We start from the raw sequence: 26611 nt of genomic DNA on the forward strand, positions 1-26611 counted from the left end.
CGGGGCGCGTAATCCACATCCGGGATAAGAGTACTTCCCATCTCTTTGACAATCTACTGACTCGAAGTCAGTATCGGAGCCTTTCATCAATGACCTGAAGGCGACCGACAGATGACGCAGAGCGGCGACACCGCCATGAACCCAGCCGGTGCCGATGGAGAGCTCTCCCAGCGCCGGCGCACCAAGGCCCCCGAGACGCGCGCAGCAGCGCTGATGGAGGCGGCCCAGCGGCTCTTCGTCGACAAGGGCATCGCGGCCACCAGCATCGACGACATCGCCGCCGGCGCGCAGGTGGCCAAGGGCACCTTCTACCTGTACTTTTCGTCGAAGGAGGCGCTGCTCGGCGCCTTGCAGCAGCGCTTCGTCGACATCTTCTGCGAGCGGCTGCAGGAGGCCATGGACCGCCAGCGGCCCGACAACTACCACGCCCGCCTGAAGGCCTGGGTGGAGACGGGGCTCGAGATCTACCTCGACAACGTCGCCCTGCACGACGTGGTGTTCCACGAATACCGCCCTGAAGACCGCCGCATGCGCAACGACAACGCGGTCATCACGCAACTCGTCAGCCTGCTCAAGCAGGGCGATGGCGCCGGCTTCTGGGACGTGGAGGACGCGACGCTCATGGCAGTGATCCTCTTCAATGCGCTGCACGGCGTGGCCGACGACGCCGTGGCGATGGGGCAGACGAGTGCGGCGGAACGCAAGCGCCGCGCGCGGGCGCTCACGAGGTTCTTCGAGCAGGCGCTGCATCCGGCCGAGGATGACGGCACCGACTGAATCAGGAGCGGATCAGAGCTTGTAGAAGCGCTTGATCGCGCTCCACGCGTCTTCCGGCGCGTCCACGTACTCGAAGAGCTTCACGTCGCCCGGCGAGATCACGCCTTCCTCGACCAGGAAGTCGAAGTCGATCAGGCGCTTCCAGTAGTCGGAGCCGAAGAGCACGATCGGCACCGGCTTCGACTTCTTGGTCTGCACCAGCGTGATCACCTCGAACAGTTCGTCGAGCGTGCCGAAGCCGCCCGGGAAAGCCACCAGCGCCTTCGCACGCATCATGAAGTGCATCTTGCGGATGGCGAAGTAGTGGAACTTGAAGCTCAGCGCCGGCGTGACGTACGGGTTGGCTTCCTCTTCCATCGGCAGCGCGATCGCCAGGCCCACGGAAAGCCCGCCGCCCTCGTGCGCGCCACGGTTGGCCGCCTGCATGATGCCGGGGCCGCCGCCGGTGCAGATGAAGAGCTTGTCCTGCGGCTCCTTGTCGTTGCTGTACCGGGCCACCAGCTTGCCGAAGGAGCGCGCCTTCTCGTAGTAGTGCGAGTTGCGCGCCAGCCGGCGCCAGCGCTCGGAGGCCGCGGTGTCGCCGTTGAGTTCGGCCTGCGCGATCATGGCCGCGGCGTCTTCCTCGCTGCGGAAGCGCGCGCTGCCGAATACCACCACGGTGTTCTCGATGCCATGGGCGCGCTGCTCGATGTCGGGCTTCATCAGCTCGAGCTGCATGCGGATGCCGCGCGTCTCGCGGCGCAGCAGGAATTCGGGGTCGGCGAAGGCGATGCGCGAGGGATCGGGATCGAGCGGAAGGCCCTGGTCCGCGTGGGACTGGAGCGTGGCCCAGGCATCGGCCAGGCGCTTGTCGTGAAGGTTGTGCGTGTTGTTCATTGAGAAACCGGACAGGTTGACCCGGGTGATCGATTGTGCAGCGTTGCAACCATCATGCCCATCATGGGCCGGAAACGAAAAAGGCTCCTTGCGGAGCCTCTTTCGTTGGTGGTGGTCGGTTGAGCTGCTGCAGGCTCAGACGCGCTTGCGGTATTCGCCGGTGCGCGTGTCGATTTCGATCTTGTCGCCTTGCGAGACGAACAGCGGCACGGGCACTTCGAAGCCGGTGGCGATCTTGGCGGGCTTCATGACCTTGCCCGAGGTGTCGCCCTTGACGGCAGGCTCGGTCCAGGTGATTTCGCGCTCGACGCTGGTGGGCAGTTCGACCGAGATGGCCTTGCCTTCGTAGAACACCACTTCGACGGCCATGCCGTCTTCGAGGTAGTTCAGGGCGTCGCCCATGTTCTCGGCTTCGACTTCGTACTGGTTGTATTCGGTGTCCATGCAGACGTACATGGGGTCTGCGAAGTAGGAGTAGGTGCACTCCTTCTTGTCGAGCACGATCTGGTCGATCTTGTCGTCGGCCTTGAAAACCACTTCGGTGTTGAAGTTGGCGATCAGGCTCTTCATCTTCATGCGCACGGTGGCGGAGTTGCGGCCGCCGCGGCTGTATTCGGTCTTGAGGACGACCATCGGGTCCTTGCCGTGCATGATGACGTTGCCGGCGCGGATTTCTTGAGCGATTTTCATAACAGGGTCTCTGGATGTTGGCCGCTCGGTGCGCGGGGCTTTCGTTTGCCGTTCGGTTGCCGTCGCGATGCTTGTCCGGACGTTTGCCCAAGTGGCTGGCCCCGCGGTACATGTCCCGCGGCAGGTTTAGCGGACAGCATTCCGGGTCGATGAGAACCGGGCCGAAATCCGCAAAGCCCACTATTTTAGCTTTTTTGGGTGACGAATTTCCGCAGTTGGGTAACCAGGTCGTCCTGCGCGAGCAGCCGCGCGCGGGCGTCCTGGGCCGTTTGCAGCCACGGACCCTGCATTTCCGGCACGGGCAGGGCCGCATTTCCGAAGCCGTTCCACGCGTGGTGAAAAAGCCGCAGCGAGTGCGGGGCGCCGAGCCAGTCCAGCCAGGCGTTCAGCTTCTCGTGGTGGGCATCGTCGTCCTGCGGATAGATCTGCCAGACCAGCGGCGCGCCGGCCCAGAGTGCGCGCACCAGCGAGTCCTCGCCGCGCACGAAGTTCAGGTCGCAGGCCCACAGCAGGTGGTCGAAGTCGTGCTGCGTGAGATAGGGCAGGTATGAAATTGATAGCGCGCCGCGGCCGTGGGGCAGCGGCGCGCTGCCATGGAGAGCCTGAACCGCCTGCGTGGCGCGACCGGCTGTCACCAGCAGGCGCGTGGGCTGGTCGCTTTCGGCGAGGCGGGCCAGGAGGTCGGCCAGCGCCGGAGGCTCGTAGCAGAAAAGGGAGACCAGGCGCTCGCCCTCCTGCCACGGAATCTGCCGGGCCGCCAGCCATTGCGCGCGATCGAAGCCTGCCCTGCGCTCCATCAGGTCGGGCTCGCGCAGCAGTCCCCCCGTTGCGGACGTGAAGCCCGGGTAGAAGAAGCGCTTGCTCAGTCCCGCGCCCGGTCCCTTGAATACAGGGGAGGGCAGGCCGTGCAGCCGCTCGACATAAGGCTCGGCCGAGAGGTATTCGAGATTGATCCAGGCCAGGCCCGGTCTTTCGGCGAATCGGGCGATCAGCTCCGGCGCAGGATCGCATCCGAAGGCTTCGACCAGCACGTCGGGTGCCGGCCCGGCCACGGCCGCGTGAAGGGCGGCGGGGTCCAGCCAGTCGATCACCTGCACGCCGTCATGGCCCGTGCGCGCCTCGGGCGCCATCCAGCCCAGCGCCGTCGCGTCGTCGATCCACAGCCGCACACGTTCGCCGAGTAAAGCCAGCTGGCGGGCCAATCGCCAGCAGACACCGAGGTCGCCGTGGTTGTCGATGACCTTGCAGAAGATGTCCCACTGCTTCGATTGGCTGGATTGCATGGTCGCGAGTGTGCCCGGGTTCGCGGGCGGTGCTTGCTATGCTGTCCGGACAACCACCACCGGAGAGAGAACCCATGAGGATGAAGACCTTCCGTGCCGCGAAAACCGTGCTCGCAGTCTCCCTGGCCCTTTGCGGCATCTGCGGCATGACAGCCGCAGTGGCGCAGACCCAGACTCCGCCGTCGCTCACGCCGCAACAGCAGCGCTTTCACGACATCTACAAGGAGCTGATCGAGATCAACACCACCCATTCGGTAGGCGACAACACCGCGGCGGCGCGGGCCATGGAAAAGCGTCTGGTCGAAGCGGGCTTCGCTCCGGGCGACATCCAGATCTTCGAACCCTTCCCCAAGAAGGGCAACCTCGTGCTCCGATTCAAGGGCGACGGCAGCAAGAAGCCGCTGCTGTTGCTGGCTCATATCGACGTGGTCGAGGCGCGCCGCGAAGACTGGAAGACCGATCCCTTCAAGCTGCAGGAAACCGGCGGCTACTTCACCGCGCGCGGTGCCATCGACGACAAGGCCATGGCCGCGGCGCTGGTCTCGGTGGTGGGCCAGCTCAAGCAGGAGGGCTTCAAGCCCAAGCGCGACCTCATCCTCGCGCTGACCGCCGACGAGGAACGCGGCGACGCGCTGAGCAACGGCGCCTTCTGGCTCATCAACAACAAGCCCGAGCTGCTGCAGGCCGAGTTCGGCATCAATGAAGGCGGTGGCGGCGAGCTGCGCGGCGGCAAGCCGAACCTGCACCGCATGCAGGTGGCCGAGAAGATGTACACGACCTACATGCTGGAGGCGCGCGACGTGGGCGGCCACAGCTCGGTGCCGACCAAGACCAACCCCATCTACGCGCTGTCGGCAGCGCTTGAGCGGTTGGGCAACTACAGCTTCCCGGTGAAGCTCGCGGACGTCACCAAGACCTACTTCGCGCGCAGCGCGCCTTTCGCCACCGGCCAGCTCGCCGATGACATGCGCGCCGTGGGCGCAGGCAATCCCGATCCGTCGGTGATCGAACGCATGTCGGCCAACCCGGCCTACAGCGCCCAGTTCCGCACCACCTGCGTGGCGACGATGGTGCAGGCCGGCCACGCCGAGAACGCGCTGCCGCAGTCGGCCAAGGCCACCGTCAACTGCCGCATCCTGCCGCACGACGACCCGGACGAGGTGGAGCGCCTGCTGACCCAGGCCGTCGGCAACGACAAGATCGTGGTGCGCAACCTGGGCAAGCCGCTGCGCAGCCCGGCCTCGCCGCTGAACGGCGACCTGGTGAAGACGGTGGAGTCGATCACGCAGCAGATGTGGCCCGGCGTGCCCGTGGTGCCCGCGATGAGCACCGGCGCCACCGACAGCCGCTTCATGCGCAATGCCGGCATCCCGATGTACGGCGTGACCGGCATGTTCCTCGAGCCCTCCGATGCGCGCGCTCACGGGCTGGACGAGCGCATCGAGATCCAGCGCCTGTACGACGGGCGCGAGTTCCTGTACCGGCTGGTCAGCGAACTCGCGAAGTAGGCAGTAAGCGCCGGAGCCCTTGGGTGCCCGGTGCGGGGCGTTCAAGGGTTTGCGCGCACGCGGCCGCCGGGCTCGCATGCCGCGCGCCACAATAGCCGCCATGTCAGACGTGCATTCCGAACAACTGCTCAGCGAAGTCGCGGCACTGCCGCAACTGCCCGGCGTGTACCGCTATTTCGACGCGGCCGGGGCGGTGCTCTACGTTGGCAAGGCGCGCAACCTGAAGAAGCGGGTCGCCAACTACTTCCAGAAGAGCCACGGCGGCACCCGCATCGGGCACATGATCTCGAAGATCGTGCGCATGGAAACCACGGTGGTGCGGTCGGAGGCCGAGGCGCTGCTGCTCGAGAACAACCTCATCAAGACGCTCAAGCCGCGCTACAACATCCTGTTTCGCGACGACAAGAGCTACCCCTACCTCAAGATCGCGTCGCACCAGTTCCCGAGGCTGGCCTACTACCGCGGCGCGGTCGACAAGAAGCACCGCTACTTCGGGCCGTACCCCAGCGCATGGGCGGTGAAGGAGTCGATCCAGCTGCTGCAGAAGGTGTTCCGCCTGCGCACCTGCGAGGACACGGTGTACGCCAACCGCACGCGGCCTTGCCTGCTCTACCAGATCAAGCGCTGCAGCGGCCCCTGCGTGGGCCACATCGGGCCCGAGGCCTATGCGCAGGACGTGGCCAGCGCCGAGGCCTTCCTGATGGGCGACACGCAGCTCGTGCTCTCCAAGCTCGAGCAGCGCATGACGGCGCATGCCGAGAAGCTCGAATTCGAGCAGGCGGCCGATCTGCGCAACCAGATGTCGGCGATCTCGCGCGTGCTGCACCAGCAGTCCATCGAGATCGCGTCCGACAAGGACGTGGACATCCTGGCCGTGAAGGTGCAGGGCGGCAAGGCCTGCGTGAACCTGGCAATGGTGCGCGGCGGCCGGCACCTGGGCGACCGGCCGTACTTCCCGGTGCATGTGGAAGACGCGGCGCAGATTCATCATGGCGAACTCGACGACGAGGAAGGCCTGCCGCTCGCCGCGGCCGTCTCGGTCGAGGTGCAGGTGCTCGAGGCCTTCATCGCCCAGCACTACATCGACGTGCCGGTGCCCGCCACGCTGGTGCTGAGCGAGCAGGTGAGCCGAGAGCTGATCGAGGCCATCTCGCAGCAGGCCGGTGCGCGCGTGACGGCGGTGTTCCAGCCGCGTGAGCAGCGCCGCCACTGGCTGGAGATGGCCGAGACCAACGCCAAGCTGCAGCTGGCCCGGCTGCTGGCTGAAGAGGGATCGCAGCAGGCGCGCACCCGCGCGCTGGCCGATGCGCTGGAGCTGGCGTCGGACGATCTCGACAACTTCCGCGTCGAGTGCTTCGACATCTCGCACACGGCGGGCGAGGCGACGCAGGCCTCCTGCGTGGTGTTCGAGCACCACGCCATGCAGAACAAGGAATACCGTCGCTACAACATCGAGGGCATCACGCCCGGCGACGACTACGCCGCCATGCGCCAGGTGCTGCATCGCCGATACGGCAAGCTGGCCGAGGCGATGGCCGCCGAGACCGACGCCCTGCCGCCGGGCGATGCCGAAAGCGATGGCAGCGAGGCGCCGCCCAAGCTGCGCACCGCCCGCATGCCCGACCTGGTGCTGGTCGATGGCGGCAAGGGGCAGGTGTCGATGGCGCGCGAGGTATTCGGCGAGCTGGGCTTGCCACTCTCGTTGATCGTCGGGGTCGAGAAGGGCGAGGGCCGCAAGGTCGGTCTCGAGGAACTGGTGTTCGCCGACGGCCGCGAGAAGGTCTACCTCGGCAAGGACTCGGCCGCGCTGATGCTGGTGGCCCAGATCCGCGACGAGGCGCACCGCTTCGCCATCACCGGCATGCGGGCCAAGCGCGCCAAGGTGCGGGTGGGCGGCAGCCAGCTCGAGGACATTCCGGGCATCGGACCGAAGCGGCGGGCGCGCTTGCTGCAGCGATTCGGCGGCATCCGGGGTGTGGCGGCGGCGAGCATCGAGGACATCGCCTCGGTCGAGGGCATCGCCTCCGACCTGGCGGAAGAAATCTACAAGGCGTTGCATTGAGCGCATGCCCCCCGCGAGGGGGTGGCGCGGCCATGACACAATCAAGCGATGTTCTGGACCCTGCCGACCATCATGACCTGGACGCGCATCGTCGCGATCCCTTTGATCGTCGGTGTGTTCTACCTGCCGATGGCCGAGCCGATGCGCAACCTGATCGCCACGGTCATGTTCATCGTCTTCGCCGCGACCGACTGGCTCGACGGCTTCCTGGCGCGCCGGCTCAACCAGACCTCGGCCTTCGGGGCCTTTCTCGATCCGGTTGCCGACAAGTTCCTGGTGTGCGCCTCGCTGCTGGTGCTGGTGCACCTGAACCGGGCCGACGTGTTCGTGGCGCTGATCATCATCGGCCGCGAGATCGCCATTTCGGCGCTGCGCGAGTGGATGGCACAGATCGGCGCCAGCAAGAGCGTGGCGGTGCACATGATCGGCAAGGTCAAGACGACCGTGCAGATGATCGCCATTCCCTTTCTGCTCTATGACGGGCGCCTGTTCAAGGTCATAGACACCGGCGTCTGGGGCCAGTGGCTGATCTGGATCTCCGCCGTGCTCACCATCTGGTCGATGGTGTACTACCTGCAGAAGGCCATTCCGGAAATCCGGGCCCGAACCAAATAATCAAATGACACCGGCAACCCCGGCCCGCGCGGGCTGGCTGCGGGCGATGCCCGCGGTCTTCGTGCTGATCTGGAGCACGGGCTTCATCGTCGCGCGCTACGGCATGCCATATGCGCCACCCCTCAAGTTCCTCGCCGTGCGCTTCGCCTTGTCGCTGGCCTGCTTCGCCGCGTGGGTCGCGCTGGCGCGGGTCGAGTGGCCGAAGCAGCGGGCCCAATGGGGTCATCTGGCCGTCACCGGCATCCTGATGCAGGCGGGCTACCTTGGCGGCGTCTGGGCCGCTGTGCGCGAAGGCATGGGCGCGGGGTTGGTGGCGCTGCTGGTCGGCATCCAGCCGGTGCTGACGGCTGTGTGGCTTTCCTTCACCGGCGGGCGCATCACGGGGCGCCAGTGGATCGGACTGGGGCTGGGTTTCGCGGGCCTGGTGCTGGTGGTGCTGCGCAAGCTGGGGCAGGGCGGCGAGGTCAGCGTGGAGACGATGGCGCTCGCGCTGATGGCGCTGGTCTCGATCACCGCGGGCACGCTGTACCAGAAGCGCTTCGTCGCGCCCTGTGATGTGCGCAGCGCGAGCGCCGTGCAGATGGCGGCTGCCGTGCTCGTCACCCTGCCGTTCGCGGCGCTGGAGACGGACAGCATCCAGTGGAACCTGCATTCCGGCGGCGCGATGGCCTGGTCGGTGCTTGCGCTGTCGCTGGGCGGCAGCTCGCTGCTCTACATGCTGATCCAGCGCGGCACGGCCACTGCCGTCACCAGCCTGCTCTATCTGGTGCCGCCCTGCACGGCAGTGATGGCGTGGCTGCTGTTCTCCGAGCCGATCACGCTGGTGACGGTGCTGGGCATCGGGCTCACGGCGGCGGGCGTGAGCCTCGTGGTGCGCAGCGGCGGCCGCTGAGCCACCTTCTTATATCTAGCATCTAGCGCGATCCGGCCTTCCCCGGCTTCCAGGGCTCGCTGCGGAACTGCTCGACGAGGTGGTCGACCAGCAGGCGCACTCGGCGCGGCGTCTTCGGCCGCCAGGGTGCGATCCAGTGGATGTCGGCTTCCGCCATCGCGTACTGCGGCAGCAGGCGCACGAGATCGCCGCTCGCGAGCTGGGGTGCGATGTCCCACAGGCTGCGCAGCATGATGCCGTGCCCGGCCATGCACCAGTCGCGCACCATCTCGCCCGAATTGCTGGCCAGCGGCCCCTGCACGCGCACGCGCGCCGTGCTGCCGTCCCGCGCGTGGCGCAGTGTCCAGACGGCGTGCTGGCGCTGGCCGGCGGCATCGCCGTTCTCGCGCGCGACCAGGCAATCGTGCGAGGCCAGCGCCTCGATGGTGGCCGGCGTGCCACGGCGTTTCAGGTAGTCGGGCGACGCGGCCAGCACACGCTGGTTGCGCGCGATGCGCCGCGAGACCCAGTCGGCCGCGTGGCGCTGCTGCACGGCCCAGAGCCAGACCGCGCCGTCGTAGCCCTCGGCACCGAGGTCGGGCAGTTGTTCGGTGAGCACCAGCTCGATCTGCAGCGCGGGATGCCGGGCCTGGAAGGCGGCCAGTGCCGGCCCGAGCCAGAGCCGGCCGAAGCCGAAGGTGGCGGCGAGGCGGACGGTGCCGGTCAGCTCGTTCTGTCGCTCGCCGAGTTCGCTTTCCAGCGCGGCGAAGCCGTCGAGCAGCGCCCGCGCATGCAGGCAGACCGCTTCGCCTTCGGCCGTGGCGCTGAGGCGCCGGGTGGTGCGGTCGAACAGCCGCTGGCCCAGGCGCGTCTCCAACGCGCGCAGCCGCTTGGTGACGACGGACGGCACCACGTCGAGCGTGGCCGCCGCGCCCGCGAGGCTGCCCTGGTCGCGAATCGCCAGAACAAGTGCCAGGTCGCTTCTTTCCATCGATGGTTGATTCATGCCAGATCGGAAAGTATGAATTGGCCGATTGTTGCTTGATGGCTGGCAGGGCGCAACGCACAATCGTCGCCGTGACGGCCTCTTCCTTTCTTTCCTTCCCCACCTTCGACATCGAGCGCAACGGCGTGCGCATTCACGGGCGCATCGGCGGGCAGGGGGCTCCCTTGCTGCTGCTTCATGGCCATCCGCAGACGCATGCGATCTGGCATCGCGTGGCACCGGCGCTGGCGGAGCGATTCACGGTGGTGGCGGTCGACCTGCGCGGCTATGGCGATTCGGGCCGGCCGGCGGCGGATGCCGAGCATGCGGTCTACAGCAAGCGCGAGATGGCGCTCGACGCGCTCGCCGCGATGCAGCACCACGGCTTCGAGCGCTTCGGCATCCTGGCGCACGACCGCGGTGCGCGCGTCGCGCATCGGCTTGCGATGGACCATCCCGAGGCGGTCGAGCGCATGCTGCTGCTCGACATCGCACCCACGCTCGCGATGTACGAGCAGACCTCCGAGGCCTTTGCCAAGGCCTACTGGCACTGGTTCTTCCTGATCCAGCCGCCACCGCTGCCCGAGGCGCTGATCGCGTCCAACCCGGTGCGCTACGTGCGCAGCGTCATGGGCGGACGGCACGCCGGCCTCACGCCCTTCGCACCCGAGGTGCTGGCCGAGTACGAGCGTTGCGCCGCCATCGCGGGCACCGCCGAATCCATCTGCGAGGACTACCGGGCCTCCGCCACCATCGATCTCGTGCACGACCGCGCAGACATCGCCGCCGGCCTGCAGTTGAAGCAGCCGTTGCGCGTGCTGTGGGGAGAGCACGGCGCGGTCGGCAAGTCCTTCGACGTGCTGGGGCTATGGCGCGAGCGCGCCTGCGACCTGTCGGGCCGCGCCCTGCCTTGCGGTCACTATGTTCCCGAGGAGGCCCCGGACCAGTTGCTCGCCGAGGCCCTGGCCTTCTTTCCTCTTCTTCCATCTTCGCAACACGCACACGCAGGAGACACTCCATGAGCACCCACAGAATCGCAGTCATCGCCGGCGACGGCATCGGCAAGGAGACCATGCCCGAGGGGCTGCGCGTGCTCGATGCCGCGGCGCGCAAATTCGGCATCGACCTGAAGTTCGAACATTTCGACTTCTCGAGCTGGGACTACTACGAGAAGCACGGCCAGATGCTTCCCGACAACTGGAAGGACCAGATCGGCGGCCACGACGCCATCTTCTTCGGCGCGGTGGGCTGGCCCGAGAAGATTCCGGACCACGTGTCGCTGTGGGGCTCGCTGCTGATGTTCCGCCGCGAGTTCGACCAGTACATCAACCTGCGTCCCGCGCGCCTGATGCCCGGCATCATCGCGCCGGTGGTGCGCCGCGACGGCACGCCGCGCGAGCCCGGCGAGATCGACATGTACATCGTGCGCGAGAACACCGAGGGCGAATACTCCAGCATCGGCGGGCGCATGTACCAGGGCACGCCGCGCGAGATCGTGGTGCAGGAAACGGTGATGTCGCGCGTGGGCGTCGACCGGGTGCTGAAGTTCGCGTTCGAGCTCGCGCAGTCGCGGCCGAAGAAGCACCTGACCAGCGCCACCAAGTCGAACGGCATCTCGATCACGATGCCCTACTGGGACGAGCGCGTGGCCGAGATGGGCAAGAGCTACCCCGGCGTCAAGCTCGACAAGTTCCACATCGACATCCTCACCGCCCACTTCGTGCAGCGGCCCGACTTCTTCGACGTGGTGGTGGCGAGCAACCTGTTCGGCGACATCCTGTCCGACCTCGGGCCGGCCTGCACCGGCACCATCGGCATCGCGCCGAGCGCCAACCTCAACCCCGACCGCACTGCGCCGTCGCTGTTCGAACCGGTGCACGGCTCGGCGCCGGACATCGCCGGCAAGGGCATCGCCAACCCGATCGGGCAGATCTGGTGCGGCGCGATGATGCTGGAGTTCCTGGGCCACAAGCAGGCGCACGACGCCATCCTGTCGACCATCGAGAAGGTGCTCGCGCCCCAAAGCGGAGCACCGCGCACCCCGGACATCGGCGGCAAGGCCAGCACCTCCGACCTGGGCAAGGCCATCGCCGATGCCCTTTGAGAGCCTTTGAAAAAGGACTTCACGAAACGCCCCTAAAATCGCGCGCTCCGCTGCTCTGCATGGCCTCGCGTCTTATTGACACCCTGCAGACCAGTGGTTGTAATCCTCGCTGGCAGCGCGCTGCCGAGGCGTCAGGCCTGCCAGGTTCTTGTGTCGCACCGTTTGCGGCCAGGTCGCAGCTGACGAAAGCCGACCAACTTTTTTCTACAAGGGGCCCTTGTGAACAAGACCGAACTGATTGAGCACATTGCAAAGAACGCCGACATTTCCAAAGCCGCAGCGACCCGCGCGCTCGAATCCACCATCGGCGCCATTCGTACCACGCTCAAAAAGGGCGGCTCCGTTTCGCTCGTCGGTTTCGGCACTTTCGCAGTAGGCAAACGCGCGGCCCGCACCGGCCGAAATCCCCGCACCGGCGACGCGATTAAAATCAAGGCCGCCAAGATCCCGAAGTTCCGTCCCGGCAAGGCGCTGAAAGACGCGCTGAATTGAGGCGTTAGACTCGGAGAGTATTTCCGGTGGGGTGCTTAGCTCAGTTGGTAGAGCGGCGCCCTTACAAGGCGTAGGTCGGGGGTTCGAGCCCCTCAGCACCCACCACCACCCGATGCAAAGGCGAACCACAAGTTCGCCTTTTTTATTGCCGTCCGACTGCTGTCGAAAAAGAGTGTTCAAGCATGTTTGATACCTTCCGCAAGTACAACAAGATCGTGATGATCATCTTGTTCTTGCTGATCATTCCGTCGTTCGTGTTGTTCGGTGTCGAGCGCTATCAGGGCTTCGGCCGCGACGAGAAGGTTGCGCGCATCGAAGGGCACGACATCACGAAGCCCGAGTGGGATCAGCAGCATCGCGTCGAGACGGATCGCATCCGCCAGCAGTCGCCCAACGTCGACCCGACGCTCCTCGAATCAGACGCCATGCGCTACGCCACGCTGGAGCGCATGGTGCGCGATCGCGTGCTGGCCGCAGCGGCTGCCAAGGCCAACATGACGGTGTCCGAAGACCGCCTCTCGCGCATCTTCGCGCAGGACCCGGGCCTCGCCACCTTCCGCACGCCCGACGGCAAGTTCGACCGCGAGAGCTTCCAGCGCGTGACGGGCCGCACGCCCGAGCAGTACGAAGCATCCGTGCGCGCGGACATGGCAACGCAGCAGGTGCTGCTGGGCATCTCGAGCACGGCCTTCACGCCGCCCGCGCTGGCCGCGACCACCATCAACGCCTTCTACGACACGCGTGAAATCCAGGTCGCCCGCTTCACCCCTGAGGCCTTCGCCTCGAAGGTGACGGTGAGCGATGCCGACATCGAGACCTACTACAAGGACCACACGGCGCAGTTCCAAGCACCCGAGCAGGCCAGCATCGAATACCTGGTGCTCGACCTCGACGCGGCCAAGAAGAACGTTGTCGTGAACGAGGCCGACCTCAAGACCTACTACGAGCAGAACGCCTCGCGCTTCGGCACGAAGGAAGAGCGTCGCGCGAGCCACATCCTCATCACCGCGCCGGCCAGCGCTTCTGCAGCCGACCGCGAGAAGGCCAAGGCGAAGGCCGAGCAACTGCTGGCCGAAGTGAAGAAGGCTCCCAACACCTTTGCGGAGGTGGCGCGCAAGAATTCGCAGGACCCGGGTTCTGCGGAGAAGGGCGGCGACCTCGACTTCGTGACGAAGGGCGCGATGGTCAAGCCTTTCGAAGACGCGATGTTCGCGCTCAAGAAGGGCGAGATCAGCGGTGTGGTCGAAACGGAATTCGGCTATCACATCATCCACCTGACCGACATCAAGCCGGCAGTGATTCCGCCCTTCGAGCAGGTGCGCGCAACCATCGAGAACGACATGCGCTCGCAGCAGGCCACGCAGGAATTCGCAAAGGCCGCCGAGACCTTCACCGACGCGGTCTATCAGACGCCCGACAGCCTCAAGCCTGCGGCCGAGAAGCTGAAGCTCTCGATCCGTACGGCCGACAACGTCGCGCGCACGCCCGCACCGGGCACCACGGGCCCGCTGGCGAACCGCAACTTCCTGAGTGCGCTGTTCGCAGCCGACTCGCTCGAGCGCAAGCAGAACACCGAGGCGATCGAAGTCGGCCCGAGCCAGCTCGCGTCGGGCCGCGTGACGAAGTACACCGCGGCGCATCCGGTGCCGCTGGCCGATGTGAAAGACAAGATCCGTGCGCAACTCGTCGCTGAGCGCGCCGCCGTGCTGGCCAAGGCCGAAGGCGAAGCGAAGCTCGCCGCGTGGACCGCGAAGGCTGACGGTGCCACGTTCGGTGCGCCCGTGACGGTGTCGCGCCGCGATGCGCAATCGCAGCCGCTGCCGGTCATCGACGCCGCGCTGCGCGCCGACGCCTCCAAGCTGCCTGTGCTCGTGGGCGTGGACCTGGGCGCGCAGGGCTACACGGTGGTGCGCGTGACCAAGGTGGTTCCACGCACGCCACCGCCGGCGGAGCTTGCGAAGCAGGAGCAGATGCAGGTCGGCCAGTCCGTCGCCGCTGCCGAAGATGCTGCTTACTACAACCTGTTGAAGGATCGCTTCAAGGCCGAGATCCTCGTGCCGAAGCCGGCGGAGACGCTGCCGGTTGCGGCAGGTCGCTGATACGCGCTTCACGCCACTGCGAACAAACAGACAAGGCCCGGGCCAATGGCTCGGGCCTTTTTCATTGCGGCAGAAGCAGGTCGCACGAGGGACAACTCGCGCCTTCGCTTCTTGCCAGAATTCCGCCCATGGGAACCCTTTACCTCGTGCGCCACGGGCAGGCCAGCTTCGGCGCTGCCGACTATGACAACCTGAGCGAGCTCGGGCATCGGCAGGCTGTTCGCCTCGGCGAATACTGGCGTGAGCGCGGGATGAAGTTCGATGCCGTCATCACCGGCACGCTGAGGCGCCATCGCCAGACCTGGGAAGGCATCGCCAAGGGGCTTGGTCTCGAGCGCGACGATGTGCTGCCGTGGCCCGGCCTCAACGAATACGACAGCGAGGCGGTCATCGCCACCATCCACGAAGGCAAGCTGCAGAAGCCCGACACGCCCGAGATGTACCGCCATCATTTCCGCCTGCTGCGCGAAGGCCTGAGCGCCTGGATGCAGGGCCGGACCGCGCCGGTCGGCATGCCCAGCTATGTCGACTTTCTCGCTGGCGTGACGACGGCGCTTGATCACGTGCGCGACAGGCACCATGGCGCGAAGGTGCTGGTGGTGTCGAGCGGGGGGCCGATCAGCACGGCCGTGGGGCATGTGCTGGGCACGAGCGCCGAGACGACGATCGAGCTCAATCTGCGCATCCGCAATACCTCGGTGACGGAGTTCGCCTTCACGCCGAAGCGGCACATGCTGGTGACCTACAACACGTTGCCGCATCTGGACGGCCCGGCCTACGAAGACTGGATCACCTACTCCTGAAGAACTGCTCGCTCGCCCGACTGGGCGTCAGGCCTGCCAGACGCCGTAGCCGGCCTTGCGCAACGCGATCCCGAGGTCGACCTCCATCAGGCGTGCGTCCTCGTAGGTCATGGGGTTGTAGCGCTCGTAGAGCGCGGGCAGCAGGTGCAGGCCGAACTCCTGCACGAAGCTGTTGGCCTGGATGCCGGCCTTGTGCTTGTCGAAACGGATGTCGGGGTCCAGGCCGGTCATGCCGACGTAGACGAAGGGTTTGCCGAGCTGGTAGTCGGGGTTGGCGCGCCTGAAGCGGCCGTTGTTCCATACGCGGTCGTCCAGCTCGACCACATACACATGATGCTTGGCGCGCGCTTTGCGGGGCATCGTCGGGTGCCGTGCGCGCGAGGCGGCACGGCCCCTTGTTTTCGTATCGATCAGCTCTTGCGCTTGATCATGCCGTAGATGACGAGCAGCACGATCGCGCCCAGTACGGAGGCGATGAAGCCGGCGCCCTGGCCGGCGGTGTACCAGCCCAGCGACTGGCCGACGTACGTGACGATCAGCGAGCCGGCGATGCCGATGATGGTGGTGACGATGAAGCCCGCGGAGTCGTCGCCCGGCTTGACGGCCCGTGCCACAAGACCCACGACGAACCCGATCAGGATAGTCCAGACGATGCTCATGAAGATATTCCTTTGGTGTGGTGAAGTGGTGGAACTGGCGCTGGGCCATGCCCGTCGGCACGGGCCGCATTCATGATAGCGGAGCGATGTGCATGCAGGCGGTGGCGCTGCGCATCGAGCGATGCGCCTGAGAATTTGTGCCCGACTTCGTGACGCGGGTGCTGCGCGGCGTCCTACAGATTCACCTCCGGCGTGGCGGTACACCATGCGCATGCTCGAAAAACTGCCGGAAGTCATCGGCCAGGCGCTGCAGGGTGTGCGCGCTGGTCTGGACAACATCGTCTTCAACACGCTTGGCATGCGCGAGGGGATGGGTTCGATCGAACTCACCAGCCTGGCCTTTGCCGACCATGCGCCGCTGCCGCGGTGTTGCACCGCGGATGGCGAGGGTATTTCACCGCCGCTTCAATGGAGCGGTTTGCCCGCTGGTGCGGCATCGTTGCTGCTGATCGTGGAAGACGCGGATTCGCCGACGCCGAACCCGCTGGTGCATGCCATCGTGGTGGATCTGGTGCCGGAGAGCGGGGCGCTGCATGAAGGAGCAATTCCCAGCCAAGGCCACGACGCTACGGCGGGGTTGCATGTCGGGCGCAACTCGGCACTTCAAGCGACTTGGCTGCCGCCCGATCCTCCGCCGGGGCACGGAGTTCATCGCTATGCGTTCCAGCTGTTTGCGCTGGAAAGCCGCCCGGCGTTTTCGGAAACACCTGGAAGAGACGAGATCGTCGATGCCTTGCGCGAACATGCTGTCGCCAGCGGGCTGCTGGTCGGCACATACGAAAGATCCGATGGCTCGATCGGAATCCCGGACGCCGCACCCTCGGTCGGATCGGCGATTGCAGGGTGAAATGTGGCTTTCGAGCCTCTTCGTGGATTGGCGCCGTCAAAATCGGGATTTTTAACGCTACAATCGTAGGCTCTGCGGTGGCTGTAGCTCAGCTGGTAGAGTCCCAGATTGTGATTCTGGTCGTCGTGGGTTCGAGTCCCATCAGCCACCCCAAAATATCTCCTTTGTGCTATTGCGCAATAGCACATTCAAAGGAACAAAAACGCCGGGCTTGTCCCGGCGTTGTCTTTTTCGGTTGCCGCATCTTCTGCGGTCTTCACGCCGAAGCCTCTTTTTCCCCTCTTGACTACCTATAAGCCGCTTCCGGCGGTCATCGCTTTATGTTGCGAGTTGTTGCACTAATGCAATGCGGCACCGTTTTTTTCGCTCGTTAAGGCACTTGTGCCAAATGTAAACTGAATTAAAATCGCCCCGTTTTCAATTTCAGGAGTCCAAGAATGGCTTCGACCCTCGCCGATATCAATTCCCAGATCAAGAAGCATGACGAGCAGATTGCGCAATTGCGCAAGCAGGCCGAAGACCTGCGCAACCAGGAACGCTCAGGCGTGATCGAAGAGTTGCGCCGCAAGATCGCCGAATACGGTTTGACGGCCTCCGACCTGAAGCTGACCGGCCGTGCGGGCTCCGCCAAGCGCGCTGCAAGCGCTGCTCCGGCCAAGGCTGCCGCCAAATATCGCAGCCCGACCGGCGAAACCTGGTCCGGTGGCCGTGGCCGCAAGCCGCGCTGGGTGACCGAGGCATTGGCCGCGGGCAAGTCTCTTTCCGATTACGAGATCAAGTAAGTGCCCCTGTTTTCGCTGGGCAGGTGCCCAATAAAAAAGCCCGCATGAGCGGGCTTTTTTTATTGGGCGCAGGAGCGTAGAAGGGCGGCGCGCTCAGTTCACCATCACCAGTTTTCCTTTGACGCCGCGCGAACCCATGTGGGCGTAAGCGGCCTTCAATTCGGCCATCGGCATGGTGCTGTCGATCACCGGCTTGATCTTTCCCTGGCCGTACCACTGCGCCAATTCCGCCATCATCTGCGCATTGGCCTTGGGCTCGCGCTTGGCGAAATCGCCCCAGAAGACACCGACCAGCGAGGCGCCTTTCAGCAGCATCAGATTCAATGGCAGCGACGGAATCGGGCCCGATGCAAAACCGACGACCAAATAACGGCCGCGCCACCCGATGGAGCGAAAGGCCGGTTCCGCAAAATCGCCGCCCACCGGGTCGTAAATGACATCCGGGCCTTTGCCATCGGTTGCGGCCTTGATGGCGTCGCGAAAACCGTTGGGCAGCGCATGCGTCGTGTAGTTGATCGTCGCGTCGGCGCCAATGGAGCGGCAAAGCTCGCATTTCTCGTCGGTGGAGGCGGCGGCGATCACCTTGGCTCCGGCGGCCTTTGCGATCTGGATGGCCGCCGTGCCCACGCCGCCGGCCGCGCCGAGTACCAGCACGGTTTCACCGGCCTTCAGCTGCGCCCGGTCCATCAGCGCGTGCCACGAGGTCGCGTAGATCATGATGAATGCCGCCGCGTCGACATGGCCGAAGCCTTCCGGCAGGGGCATGCACAGCGCCGCGGGCGCGAGAGTGTGGGTGCCGAAGCCGCCCGTGCCCGAGAGGCAGGCCACGTTCTGCCCGACCTTCAGATGCGTGACGCCTTCGCCGACCGCCTGGATGACGCCTGCGTACTCGGAGCCCGGCACGAAGGGCAGCGGCGGCTTCATCTGGTACTTGTTCTGCACGATCAGCAGATCGGGGAAATTCAGGCTGGCCGCCTTGATTTCGATGAGCACCTGGCCCGGGCCTGGGGTGGGGGTGGGCAGTTCCTTCCAGGTCAGCGCGTCGACGCCGACGGGGTTTTCGCAAAGCCATGCGTGCATGCCAGGGGTCTCCTTCAGACAGGTAATGTTGGGGCAATGACTGCGGGCATGATAGGGGCCGCGGCGGGGTGGGCTTGTCCCTGCTGCGACGCACCCGAAGCCTACAATCCGGTGCATCCAGAAGCACCATGAAGATACTTATTTCCAATGACGACGGCTTCCAGGCGCCGGGCATCGTCGCTCTGCACGACGCACTCAAGGACATCGCCGAAGTCGAGGTGGTCGCACCCGAGCACAACAACAGCGCCAAGTCGAATGCGCTGACCCTGGCGGCACCGCTTTACGTGCGCGAAGCCCACAACGGTTTTCGCTACGTGACGGGCACTCCGGCCGACTGCGTGCACATCGCACTCAAGGGCTTGCTCGACTACCGGCCCGACTTGGTGGTTTCCGGCATCAACAACGGCGCCAACATGGGCGACGACACCATCTATTCAGGCACCGTCGGTGCGGCGATGGAGGCCTACCTGTTCGGCATTCCTGCCATTGCCTTCTCGCAGATCGAAAAGGGCTGGGCGCATGTGGATGCGGCAGCCCAGGTGGCGCGGCGGCTGGTGCAGCAGATCGAGCGCGAGCGCATGCACGAAGGCGGCGCATTCCTGCTCAATGTGAACGTGCCGAACCTGCCTTTCGACGAACTGAAGCCCGTCAAGGTCTGCCGCCTGGGCCGGCGCCATGCGGCAGAAAAGGTGATCACGCAGGACAGCCCCCGCGGCGAGACCATGTACTGGATCGCCGGTGCCGGCGGCGCCAAGGACAGCGGCGAAGGCACAGACTTCCATGCCACTGCGGCCGGCCACATTGCGCTGACGCCGCTGCAGATCGACTTGACCGATCACGCCAACCTTGGCCAATGGCGCGAGACGGTGGCCCGTCTCGGCAACTGACATGGCCAGCCAGCGGCCCAGTTTTCCCGTTCGCCTGACACCCACCGCTTCGGCCACCACGCGCGGACGCATGGCCGCCGCGCCGGTGAAGCCCGTGGTGGCGTCCACGCCTTCGATGGCGTCCGATGCCGTGCGGGCGCGCATGGTGCAGAAGCTTGCTGCGCAGGGCATTTCCGATGCGCGCGTGCTGCGCGCTATGGGGGCGGTGGAGCGGCATCGCTTCGTCGACAGCGCCTTGGTCAACCAGGCCTATGAAGACACCAGCCTGCCGATTGGCCTGGGGCAGACCATTTCCAAGCCGAACGTGGTGGCCCGCATGATCGAGCTGCTCCTGGGCGCTCCCGCGCTGGCGGGAAAGCCCGAAGGCAAGCTGGGCAGGGTGCTCGAGATCGGCACGGGCTGCGGTTACCAAGCTGCTGTGCTGAATCATGTGGCGACAGAGGTTTACAGCATCGAGCGCCTGCGCGGGTTGCACGAGCGCGCGCGCGCCAATCTGCGGCACTTCCGGCTTGCGACCGTGCACCTGATGCTGGGCGACGGAATGATCGGCTACGCCAAGGGCGCGCCCTATGCCGGCATCATCGCCGCGGCAGGCGGTGAGGCAGTGCCCGAGGCATGGATCGAGCAGCTCGCGGTGGGTGGTCGCATCGTCGCGCCGACCCACTCCGCGAAGGGCGGCCAGGCCCTTGTCGTCATCGATAAAACTCCCCGCGGACTGGAGCGTCTCATTCTTGAGGCTGTTTACTTTGTCCCCCTAAAATCCGGTATCGCTTGAAGGAATAACAAATGCAGGGTTTTGGCAATCGGAGTTGGTTCGCTGGCGTCACGTTGGCCTTTGTGCTCGTGATCGCGGGCTGTTCCACTCCTCGTGGGCCGGCACCAGTCGAAGACCGGGGCACCATGACGCGCGCGCCAGCCGCGGCGGTGCCCGGCGGCCCACCCATCACCACCGATGCCAACGGCAAGCCGCTTGCCGGCATCGAGAACTACGGCAAGCCTGGCTACTACGCCGTGCGTCCCGGCGACACGATTCGCCGCATCGGCGCTGAGACCGGCCAGCGTTGGCAGGACATCGTCCGCTGGAACAACCTCGACAACCCCGACCTGATCGAAGTCGGCCAGGTGCTGCGAGTGATTCCGCCCACGGGCTCGGGTACCGTTGTGGCCACCGCGCCGGCAACGGCGCCCGGCACGTCCCCCGAAGGCGCCGTCACGAAGCCAGTGCCGCCGCAACCCGTGGTGGTGCCATCGACGCCGGCCAGCGGCGCGACCAAGCCGCCGGCGCCGGTCACGGCTTCGCCGGCCAGTCCTGGCAGCGGCGGTTCCGGCGATGAAGACGTGGGCTGGATCTGGCCCGCGAGCGGTTCGCTGATCGCCGGCTTCGACGAGGCGAAGAACAAGGGCTACGACATCGCCGGCAAGGCGGGCGACCCCGTGCTGGCGGCCGCCGACGGGCGCGTGGTCTATGCGGGCGCGGGCCTGCGTGGCTACGGGAACCTGATCATCCTGAAGCACAACAACACCTACCTCACGGCGTATGCGCACAACCAGACGCTGCTCGTGAAGGAAGACCAGTCGGTTCAGAAGGGCCAGAAGATCGCCGAAATGGGCAACAGCGATGCCGATCGCGTGAAGCTGCATTTCGAGATCCGCCGTCAAGGCAAGCCCGTAGATCCGTCGCGCTACCTGCCCAGCCGGTGATGCCATGGCTGCCTCCCGCCCCCGCCGCACGCTGTTGCCTGTGCGCGGGTCGGCGGGCAGGGGCAGCCTGTCTTCCCGCAATGGGCATGAAGAGTTCGCCGCAGGGCGCGCGAACACTCCCGAAGAAGACGTAGATCCGTCGGCGACGGATGCCGCTTTGCCCGCCAATGGCGCGGCGGTCGATCAGGTCGGCGGCGAGGGTGCCGACTCGCTGACCATCTACCTGCGCCAGGTCCGGCGCACCGAGCTCTTCACCCCGGCAGAGGAATACCAGACCGCATGCGCCGCGCGCGCCGGCGACTTCGCCGCGCGGCAGTCGATGATCGAGCACAACCTGCGGCTGGTGGTCAACATCGCCAAGGGCTATCTGGGCCGGGGCGTGCCGCTCTCCGATCTCATCGAGGAGGGCAATCTGGGCCTGATGCACGCCATCACCAAATTCGAGCCCGAGCGCGGCTTCCGTTTTTCCACCTATGCGACCTGGTGGATCCGACAGTCGGTCGAGCGCGCGGTCATGACGCAGGCGCGTGCCATCCGGTTGCCGGTGCACGTGGTGCGCGAGCTGCAACAGGTGTTGAAGGCTCGCCGCACGCTCGAAGGCGATGCCGAATTTCTTGTGCACCGGCCGGACGGCGTGAGGGTGGAAGACATCGCCGCGCTGCTGGGGCGCGACGTGCAGGTCGTGGCCGAGCTGCTGGCCCTGTCCGAAACCCCGCGTTCGCTGGACGCTGGCGATGCCCGTGGAGACGAGGGCTTCACGCTGGCCGATACCGTGGCCTCGGAGGACGAGCAGGGCAGTCCGACCGACGTGACGCAAATGCGCGAGGTGGAGCGCCTGCTCGACCAATGGGTGCATGCCCTCGATGCGCGCGAACGCGAGGTGCTGGAGGGGCGCTATGGCCTGCACGACCGCGAGCCCGAAACGCTGGAGGTGCTGAGCGTGCGCCTGGGCCTCACGCGGGAGCGCGTGCGGCAGATCCAGAACGAGGCGCTGGCCAAGATGCGGCGCCAGCTGGCCCGCTCCGGCGTGGGGCGTGACGCGCTGTTCTAGGGGCATCCGGCCACGCTGAGACAATCGGGGGATGACGGAATCCATCGAAGAAAAGAAAGTCCCCACGAATCCCGGTGAAGAATGGCTGAAGGTCGAGTCCCTCGACCTCGATGCGCAGGGCGTGGCGCACAAGGCCGACGGCATGGTCGTGTTCATCGAGGGCGCGCTGCCTTTCGAGGAAGTGCGGTTCAACGTCCACCGCCGCAAGAACAACTGGGAGCAGGGCACGGTCACGGCCATCCGCCGGGAGTCGTCGCAGCGGGTGCGCCCGGGCTGCCCGCATTTCGGCCTGCATACGGGCGCCTGTGGCGGCTGCAAGATGCAGCACCTGGACGCTGCCGCCCAGGTGGCGGTGAAACAGCGGGCGCTGGAAGACAACCTCTGGCACCTCGGCAAGGTCAAGCCCGAGAACCTGCTGCGGCCGCTTGAGGGCCCGGCCTGGCACTACCGCTATCGCGCGCGCCTCTCGGTGCGCCATGTGGTCAAGAAGGGCACGGTGCTGATCGGCTTTCACGAGCGCAAGAGCCGCTATCTGGCCGACATGCAGGTCTGCCCGGTGCTGCCGAAGCAGGTCAGCGAGATGCTGATGCCGCTGCGCGAGCTGATCGGCTCGATGGATGCACGCGACACCTGCCCGCAGATCGAACTGGCCTGCGGCGACGCGCCCGACTCCACGCGGCTCGGAACGATCGCCCTGGTGCTGCGCCACCTCGAGCCGCTCTCGCGCGCGGACATCGACCGGTTGAAGGCCTTTGCCGCGAAGAACGAAGGCGTTCAATGGTGGCTGCAGCCCAAGGGGCCGGACACCGTGAAGCTGCTGGAAGAGGGTGGCACGCCGCTGGCGTACCGTCTGCCGGAGTTCGGCGTCACGATGCCGTTCAAGCCCACCGATTTCACGCAGGTCAATCCGCACATCAACCGGGCGCTGGTGGGCAAGGCGCTGCGCCTGCTCGACGTTCAGCCGGACGAGCGCGTGATCGACTGGTTCTGCGGTCTGGGCAACTTCACCTTGCCGCTGGCCAGCAAGGCGCGTGAGGTGCTGGGCATCGAAGGCAGCGACACGCTGGTGGCGCGCGCGACCGACAACTTCAAGAAGAATCAGCCGGCCACGCCGGCTCGCCGTGAGCTGTCGGCTGCGACGTTCGTTGCGCGCAACCTGTTCGAGATGACGCCGGCCATGCTGGTGGCCGACGGCAGCGCCGACAAGTGGCTGGTTGATCCGCCGCGCGAAGGCGCATTCGCGCTGGCCAAGGCCATTGCCGATCTTCACCAGCAACCCGAACTGCGCACCGATGGCTGGACGCCGCCGAAGCGCATCGTGTACGTGAGCTGCAACCCGTCGACGCTGGCGCGCGATGCGGGGCTGCTGGTGCATCAGGCGGGCTATCGCTGCACTTATGCGGGGGTGGTCAACATGTTTCCGCACACGGCGCACGTGGAGTCGATTGCGGTGTTTGAACTGGAATGAAAAAAGGGCCCCTCGGGGCCCTTTTTGTTGACGGGTGCGATTCGCTCAGTCGCGCTCGCCGCCGAAGATGCCCAGCAGGGCCAGCAGGCTCTGGAACACGTTGAACAGGTCGAGATACAGGGCCAGCGTGGCGCTGATGTAGTTGGTTTCGCCGCCGTCCATGATCTGCTTCAGGTCATAGAGCATGTAGGCCGAGAAGATGCCGATGGCGGCAACCGAGATGACCAGCATGCCGGTGGTCGAACCGACGAACACGTTGATGATGCCGCCGACCATCAGCACCATTGCGCCGACGAACAGGAACTTGCCCATGCCCGACAGGTCGCGCTTGATGACGGTGGCCAGCGAGGCCATCACGAAGAACACGCCAGCGGTGCCGCCGAAGGCCGTCATGATGAGTTCGGAGCCATTCTTGAAGCCGAGCACCATCGCGATCAGGCGCGACAGCATCAGGCCCATGAAGAAGGTGAAGCCCAGCAGCACCGGCACGCCGGCGGCGGAGTTCTTGGTCTTCTCGATGGCGAACATGAAGCCGAAGGCGCCGCCAAGGAAGACGATGAGGCCCAGGCCACCGGTGAGCGAGCGGGTGATACCGGTGCTGACGCCGACCCAGGCGCCCAGCACGGTGGGCAGCAGGCTCAGCGCGAGCAGCCAGTAGGTATTGCGCAGCACGCGCTGCCGTTCGGCCTGCGCCAGTGGCTGGCCGTAGCCGGAAGAGGTGTCTAGGGTGGTAACGCGGTCGTTCATGGCCGGAGCTCCTGTGGTTGCTGCAATGACGCAGTTGGGCGCATTTTAGGTGGCGGCAAGAGGGGGTACCGGAAAAACCGTATGCGGGGTGTTCCCAAGCCCTGAAGCCAGCCTTGGCGGCATGGCCGTTATGCTCTCGGGTTTTCACGCAAACTGAGCTCATCCATCATGAAGACCAAGTCATTCCTCGAACTCGCCGACGTCAAGACCATCGCCGCAGCGGCCGAAGCCGAGGCTCTCAAGAACAACTGGGCAGTGACCATCGCGATCTCGGACGACGCCGGCAACCTGCTGTGGCTGCAGCGCCTGGACGGTGCCGCGGCGCTGTCTTCGCATATCGCTCCCGCCAAGGCGCACACCGCAGCCATGGGCCGCCGTGAAAGCAAGGTCTACGAAGACATCATCAACGGCGGTCGCACGGCGTTCCTGACGGCGCCGGAAGTGCAGGGTCTGCTCGAAGGCGGCGTGCCGATCGTCAAGGATGGCCATGTGATCGGCGCGGTCGGCGTGAGCGGTGTGAAGTCGAATGAAGACGCGCAGATCGCCAAGGCTGGCATCGCGGCTCTCGGCCTCTGAGTTTTCTCCGCACAAAGCAAAACGCCGACTTCGAGGTCGGCGTTTTCGTTTGGGCTGCTTCAGCGTGGAAAAAAAGCTTGGCTAGTCGGCGAACCGTTGGCTAGCAAAAAAACGACCCTTCGGAGATGAATCTCCTTGAGTCGCCCCACGATGAAACTTGCGCGAAGGGCGGGCTGGATGACTTACTTGGTCAGGATCAGCTTGCCGAGTTTTGTGGCTTGCAGCCGATAGAGGGAGCCGTTGTGCATGATGCCGACGGTCTTGCTTCCTTTCAGAAGCTCCGTGCTTTCGAGCATCGGCACCGGACGCGTTGCCTGGATGGACGCATGGCCGCCACCCGACTGGTCGAGCGAAGGATGGTTCAGAACAGAAAAGGCATTCGGTGTGGCTGGCATCTGGAGTTCCCTTATCGAAGCGATGAGTGAATGATAATGATTCGCAAGTAGAAGTCAATCGCCGCGATCAACTTTTTTTGATTGCGCTCTTTCTTTCAGCTCACTTCGTATCGGGTTCCGTGACGAAGCCGATCTTGCGCACGCCGGCTTCACGGGCTTCCGACATCGCTTTGGCCACTCGCTCGTAGCGAACGGCCTTGTCGCCACGGATGTGCAGTTCGGGCTGCGGTTCCTTGGCGGCTTCCGCCGCGAGGCGGGCGGGCAGTTCGCTGTCGTCGATCTTCTGCTCGTTCCAATAGTAGCTGCCGTCGGCCGTCACGCTGAACAGGATGTTCTGCGGCTTGGGCTGCTCCGGCTCGCTGGTGGCGCGCGGCAAGTCGATGTTGACCGCGTGCTTCATCACCGGCACGGTGATGATGAAGATGATGAGCAGCACCAGCATGACGTCGACCAGCGGCGTCATGTTGATCTCGTTCATCACCTCATCGGGTTCGTCTTGTGTTCCGAAGGCCATGGTGCTCCTCAGCCCTTCTTGAGCGGAACCACGATCGCGTCGTTGCCGCCGCTCTGGACGCGGGCGCCAGTCACGAAGTAGGCGTGCAGGTCGTGAGCGAAGGCGTTGAGCTTGGTCAGCACGAACTTGTTGCCGCGCACCAGTGCGTTGTAGCCCAGCACGGCAGGAATGGCCACGGCGAGGCCGAGCGCCGTCATGATCAGCGCTTCGCCGATCGGGCCTGCCACCTTGTCGATGGTTGCCTGGCCAGCCGAGCCGATGCTCATGAGCGCGTGATAGATGCCCCACACGGTGCCGAACAGTCCGATGAACGGAGCCGTCGAGCCGACCGACGCCAGGATCGCCAGACCGGTCTGAAGACGGGCGGTGAAGGCGTCGATGCCGTTGCGCAGTGCACGCGTGATCCAGTCGCTCACGTCCAGCGCGTCGTGCAGATGGGCCTTGGTGTTGCGGTGATGGGCGGCGGCCTCGCGGCCTTCGAGGGCGAGTGCGCGGAAGGGGTTGCTGTCGTCCTTGCCGAGCTTGTTCAGCGCGGTGGCGAAATCTTCGCTGTGCCAGAAATCCTGCGAGTGCTTCGCGAGGCGCTTGTAGCGGATGACGTCGAGTGCCTTGACGATGATGACGATCCACGACGCGAGCGACATGCCGATCAGCAGCACTGCGACGGCCTTGGTGACGAAATCGCCCTGATTCCAGACGTTCATCAAGCCGAATTGAGAATCCATGCGTACTACTCCAA

At 65.4% G+C, this 26611-nt stretch carries 29 protein-coding genes and 2 tRNA genes; 20 read left to right on the forward strand and 11 right to left on the reverse strand.

What is annotated here, in order from left to right; all coding sequences use genetic code 11:
* Positions 1-111: 111 nt before the first annotated feature.
* Positions 112-777: a TetR/AcrR family transcriptional regulator gene (locus AC1VNX_RS12415; protein ID WP_483156973.1), complete on the forward strand. Its 666-nt coding sequence runs from the start codon at positions 112-114 to the stop codon at positions 775-777.
* A gap of 12 nt (positions 778-789) precedes the next feature.
* On the opposite strand, the gene AC1VNX_RS12420 is transcribed toward AC1VNX_RS12415, so the two are convergent.
* The 3 genes from AC1VNX_RS12420 to earP form a co-directional block, all read right to left on the reverse strand.
* Positions 790-1653, reverse strand: coding sequence for an LOG family protein (locus AC1VNX_RS12420; protein ID WP_483156974.1), 864 nt, complete (start codon positions 1651-1653; stop codon positions 790-792).
* Between the two features lie 135 nt (positions 1654-1788).
* Positions 1789-2343 carry an elongation factor P gene (gene efp, locus AC1VNX_RS12425; protein ID WP_176667085.1) on the reverse strand — a complete coding sequence of 185 codons (555 nt, stop codon included), beginning with the start codon at positions 2341-2343 and terminating at the stop codon, positions 1789-1791.
* 185 nt (positions 2344-2528) lie between these two features.
* Positions 2529-3626 carry an elongation factor P maturation arginine rhamnosyltransferase EarP gene (earP, locus tag AC1VNX_RS12430; RefSeq protein WP_483156975.1) on the reverse strand — a complete coding sequence of 366 codons (1098 nt, stop codon included), beginning with the start codon at positions 3624-3626 and terminating at the stop codon, positions 2529-2531.
* Between the two features lie 74 nt (positions 3627-3700).
* Here earP and AC1VNX_RS12435 point away from each other — a divergent pair, with 74 nt between their 5' ends.
* From AC1VNX_RS12435 to AC1VNX_RS12450, 4 genes are all read left to right on the forward strand, one after another.
* On the forward strand, positions 3701-5134 hold the full coding sequence (locus AC1VNX_RS12435; protein WP_483156976.1) for a M20/M25/M40 family metallo-hydrolase: 1434 nt from the start codon (positions 3701-3703) through the stop codon (positions 5132-5134).
* A gap of 100 nt (positions 5135-5234) precedes the next feature.
* A complete protein-coding gene (gene uvrC / locus AC1VNX_RS12440) occupies positions 5235-7196 on the forward strand; it encodes an excinuclease ABC subunit UvrC (protein ID WP_483156977.1) in 1962 nt (653 codons plus the stop codon).
* A gap of 48 nt (positions 7197-7244) precedes the next feature.
* The gene (gene pgsA, locus AC1VNX_RS12445) at positions 7245-7811 is read left to right on the forward strand and encodes a CDP-diacylglycerol--glycerol-3-phosphate 3-phosphatidyltransferase (protein WP_093051202.1); all 567 of its coding nucleotides are present in this window, start codon (positions 7245-7247) and stop codon (positions 7809-7811) included.
* Positions 7812-7815: 4 nt separating this feature from the next.
* Positions 7816-8703, forward strand: coding sequence for a DMT family transporter (locus tag AC1VNX_RS12450; protein WP_483156978.1), 888 nt, complete (start codon positions 7816-7818; stop codon positions 8701-8703).
* Between the two features lie 22 nt (positions 8704-8725).
* Here AC1VNX_RS12450 and AC1VNX_RS12455 read toward each other — a convergent pair whose 3' ends face one another.
* Positions 8726-9673 (reverse strand): LysR substrate-binding domain-containing protein, encoded by a 948-nt coding sequence (locus AC1VNX_RS12455; protein WP_483156979.1) that lies wholly within the window; start codon positions 9671-9673, stop codon positions 8726-8728.
* A gap of 86 nt (positions 9674-9759) precedes the next feature.
* On the opposite strand from AC1VNX_RS12455, the gene AC1VNX_RS12460 reads away from it, so the two are divergent.
* From AC1VNX_RS12460 to AC1VNX_RS12485, 6 genes are all read left to right on the forward strand, one after another.
* On the forward strand, positions 9760-10689 hold the full coding sequence (locus AC1VNX_RS12460; protein ID WP_483156980.1) for an alpha/beta fold hydrolase: 930 nt from the start codon (positions 9760-9762) through the stop codon (positions 10687-10689).
* Positions 10686-11771, forward strand: coding sequence for a tartrate dehydrogenase (locus AC1VNX_RS12465; protein WP_483156981.1), 1086 nt, complete (start codon positions 10686-10688; stop codon positions 11769-11771). Before AC1VNX_RS12460 ends, AC1VNX_RS12465 begins: the two co-directional genes overlap by 4 nt.
* A 219-nt stretch (positions 11772-11990) precedes the next feature.
* Entirely contained in the window at positions 11991-12263 is a 273-nt protein-coding gene (locus AC1VNX_RS12470; RefSeq protein WP_007830705.1) for an HU family DNA-binding protein, read from the forward strand.
* 29 nt (positions 12264-12292) lie between these two features.
* Positions 12293-12368, forward strand: a tRNA-Val gene (locus AC1VNX_RS12475).
* Between the two features lie 77 nt (positions 12369-12445).
* Positions 12446-14362 carry a peptidyl-prolyl cis-trans isomerase gene (locus AC1VNX_RS12480; RefSeq protein WP_483156982.1) on the forward strand — a complete coding sequence of 639 codons (1917 nt, stop codon included), beginning with the start codon at positions 12446-12448 and terminating at the stop codon, positions 14360-14362.
* Positions 14363-14490: 128 nt separating this feature from the next.
* Complete coding sequence (locus tag AC1VNX_RS12485; protein ID WP_483156983.1) at positions 14491-15165, forward strand: histidine phosphatase family protein; 675 nt, start codon at positions 14491-14493, stop codon at positions 15163-15165.
* A 27-nt stretch (positions 15166-15192) separates the two neighbouring features.
* On the opposite strand, the gene AC1VNX_RS12490 is transcribed toward AC1VNX_RS12485, so the two are convergent.
* A complete protein-coding gene (locus AC1VNX_RS12490; RefSeq protein ID WP_126472778.1) occupies positions 15193-15525 on the reverse strand; it encodes a hypothetical protein in 333 nt (110 codons plus the stop codon).
* A 50-nt stretch (positions 15526-15575) separates the two neighbouring features.
* Entirely contained in the window at positions 15576-15824 is a 249-nt protein-coding gene (locus AC1VNX_RS12495) for a GlsB/YeaQ/YmgE family stress response membrane protein (RefSeq protein ID WP_483156984.1), read from the reverse strand.
* Positions 15825-16029: 205 nt separating this feature from the next.
* On the opposite strand from AC1VNX_RS12495, the gene AC1VNX_RS12500 reads away from it, so the two are divergent.
* From AC1VNX_RS12500 to AC1VNX_RS12510, 3 genes are all read left to right on the forward strand, one after another.
* Positions 16030-16671: a YbhB/YbcL family Raf kinase inhibitor-like protein gene (locus tag AC1VNX_RS12500; protein ID WP_483156985.1), complete on the forward strand. Its 642-nt coding sequence runs from the start codon at positions 16030-16032 to the stop codon at positions 16669-16671.
* A 77-nt stretch (positions 16672-16748) separates the two neighbouring features.
* Positions 16749-16824 (forward strand) — tRNA-His (locus tag AC1VNX_RS12505).
* 284 nt (positions 16825-17108) lie between these two features.
* A complete protein-coding gene (locus AC1VNX_RS12510) occupies positions 17109-17453 on the forward strand; it encodes an H-NS histone family protein (RefSeq protein WP_483156986.1) in 345 nt (114 codons plus the stop codon).
* A gap of 93 nt (positions 17454-17546) precedes the next feature.
* On the opposite strand, the gene AC1VNX_RS12515 is transcribed toward AC1VNX_RS12510, so the two are convergent.
* Positions 17547-18533 carry an NADPH:quinone oxidoreductase family protein gene (locus AC1VNX_RS12515; RefSeq protein ID WP_483161939.1) on the reverse strand — a complete coding sequence of 329 codons (987 nt, stop codon included), beginning with the start codon at positions 18531-18533 and terminating at the stop codon, positions 17547-17549.
* A gap of 128 nt (positions 18534-18661) precedes the next feature.
* Between AC1VNX_RS12515 and surE the strand changes: the two genes are divergently transcribed.
* From surE to rlmD, 5 genes are read left to right on the forward strand one after another with little or no spacing between them, the layout of a single operon-like run.
* Positions 18662-19420: a 5'/3'-nucleotidase SurE gene (gene surE, locus AC1VNX_RS12520; protein WP_019655892.1), complete on the forward strand. Its 759-nt coding sequence runs from the start codon at positions 18662-18664 to the stop codon at positions 19418-19420.
* Position 19421: 1 nt separating this feature from the next.
* Positions 19422-20195 carry a protein-L-isoaspartate(D-aspartate) O-methyltransferase gene (locus AC1VNX_RS12525; RefSeq protein ID WP_483156987.1) on the forward strand — a complete coding sequence of 258 codons (774 nt, stop codon included), beginning with the start codon at positions 19422-19424 and terminating at the stop codon, positions 20193-20195.
* A gap of 11 nt (positions 20196-20206) precedes the next feature.
* On the forward strand, positions 20207-21121 hold the full coding sequence (locus AC1VNX_RS12530; protein ID WP_483156988.1) for a peptidoglycan DD-metalloendopeptidase family protein: 915 nt from the start codon (positions 20207-20209) through the stop codon (positions 21119-21121).
* A gap of 4 nt (positions 21122-21125) precedes the next feature.
* Positions 21126-22172, forward strand: a complete 1047-nt coding sequence (locus AC1VNX_RS12535; protein ID WP_483156989.1) for a sigma-70 family RNA polymerase sigma factor — start codon at positions 21126-21128, stop codon at positions 22170-22172.
* Positions 22173-22203: 31 nt separating this feature from the next.
* Positions 22204-23640, forward strand: a complete 1437-nt coding sequence (rlmD, locus tag AC1VNX_RS12540; RefSeq protein WP_483156990.1) for a 23S rRNA (uracil(1939)-C(5))-methyltransferase RlmD — start codon at positions 22204-22206, stop codon at positions 23638-23640.
* A 45-nt stretch (positions 23641-23685) separates the two neighbouring features.
* Here the strand turns inward: rlmD and AC1VNX_RS12545 are convergent, their stop codons facing one another.
* Complete coding sequence (locus AC1VNX_RS12545) at positions 23686-24387, reverse strand: Bax inhibitor-1/YccA family protein (RefSeq protein ID WP_176667005.1); 702 nt, start codon at positions 24385-24387, stop codon at positions 23686-23688.
* A 168-nt stretch (positions 24388-24555) separates the two neighbouring features.
* On the opposite strand from AC1VNX_RS12545, the gene AC1VNX_RS12550 reads away from it, so the two are divergent.
* Positions 24556-24963 carry a GlcG/HbpS family heme-binding protein gene (locus tag AC1VNX_RS12550; RefSeq protein WP_081268676.1) on the forward strand — a complete coding sequence of 136 codons (408 nt, stop codon included), beginning with the start codon at positions 24556-24558 and terminating at the stop codon, positions 24961-24963.
* Between the two features lie 182 nt (positions 24964-25145).
* On the opposite strand, the gene hemP is transcribed toward AC1VNX_RS12550, so the two are convergent.
* From hemP to AC1VNX_RS12565, 3 genes are all read right to left on the reverse strand, one after another.
* Entirely contained in the window at positions 25146-25358 is a 213-nt protein-coding gene (gene hemP / locus AC1VNX_RS12555; RefSeq protein ID WP_019655899.1) for a hemin uptake protein HemP, read from the reverse strand.
* A 100-nt stretch (positions 25359-25458) separates the two neighbouring features.
* Complete coding sequence (locus AC1VNX_RS12560; protein WP_483156991.1) at positions 25459-25872, reverse strand: ExbD/TolR family protein; 414 nt, start codon at positions 25870-25872, stop codon at positions 25459-25461.
* An 8-nt stretch (positions 25873-25880) separates the two neighbouring features.
* Positions 25881-26597, reverse strand: a complete 717-nt coding sequence (locus AC1VNX_RS12565) for a MotA/TolQ/ExbB proton channel family protein (protein WP_483156992.1) — start codon at positions 26595-26597, stop codon at positions 25881-25883.
* Between the last annotated feature and the right edge of the window lie 14 nt (positions 26598-26611).

Source organism: Variovorax sp. TLI9-5A (assembly GCF_056867935.1).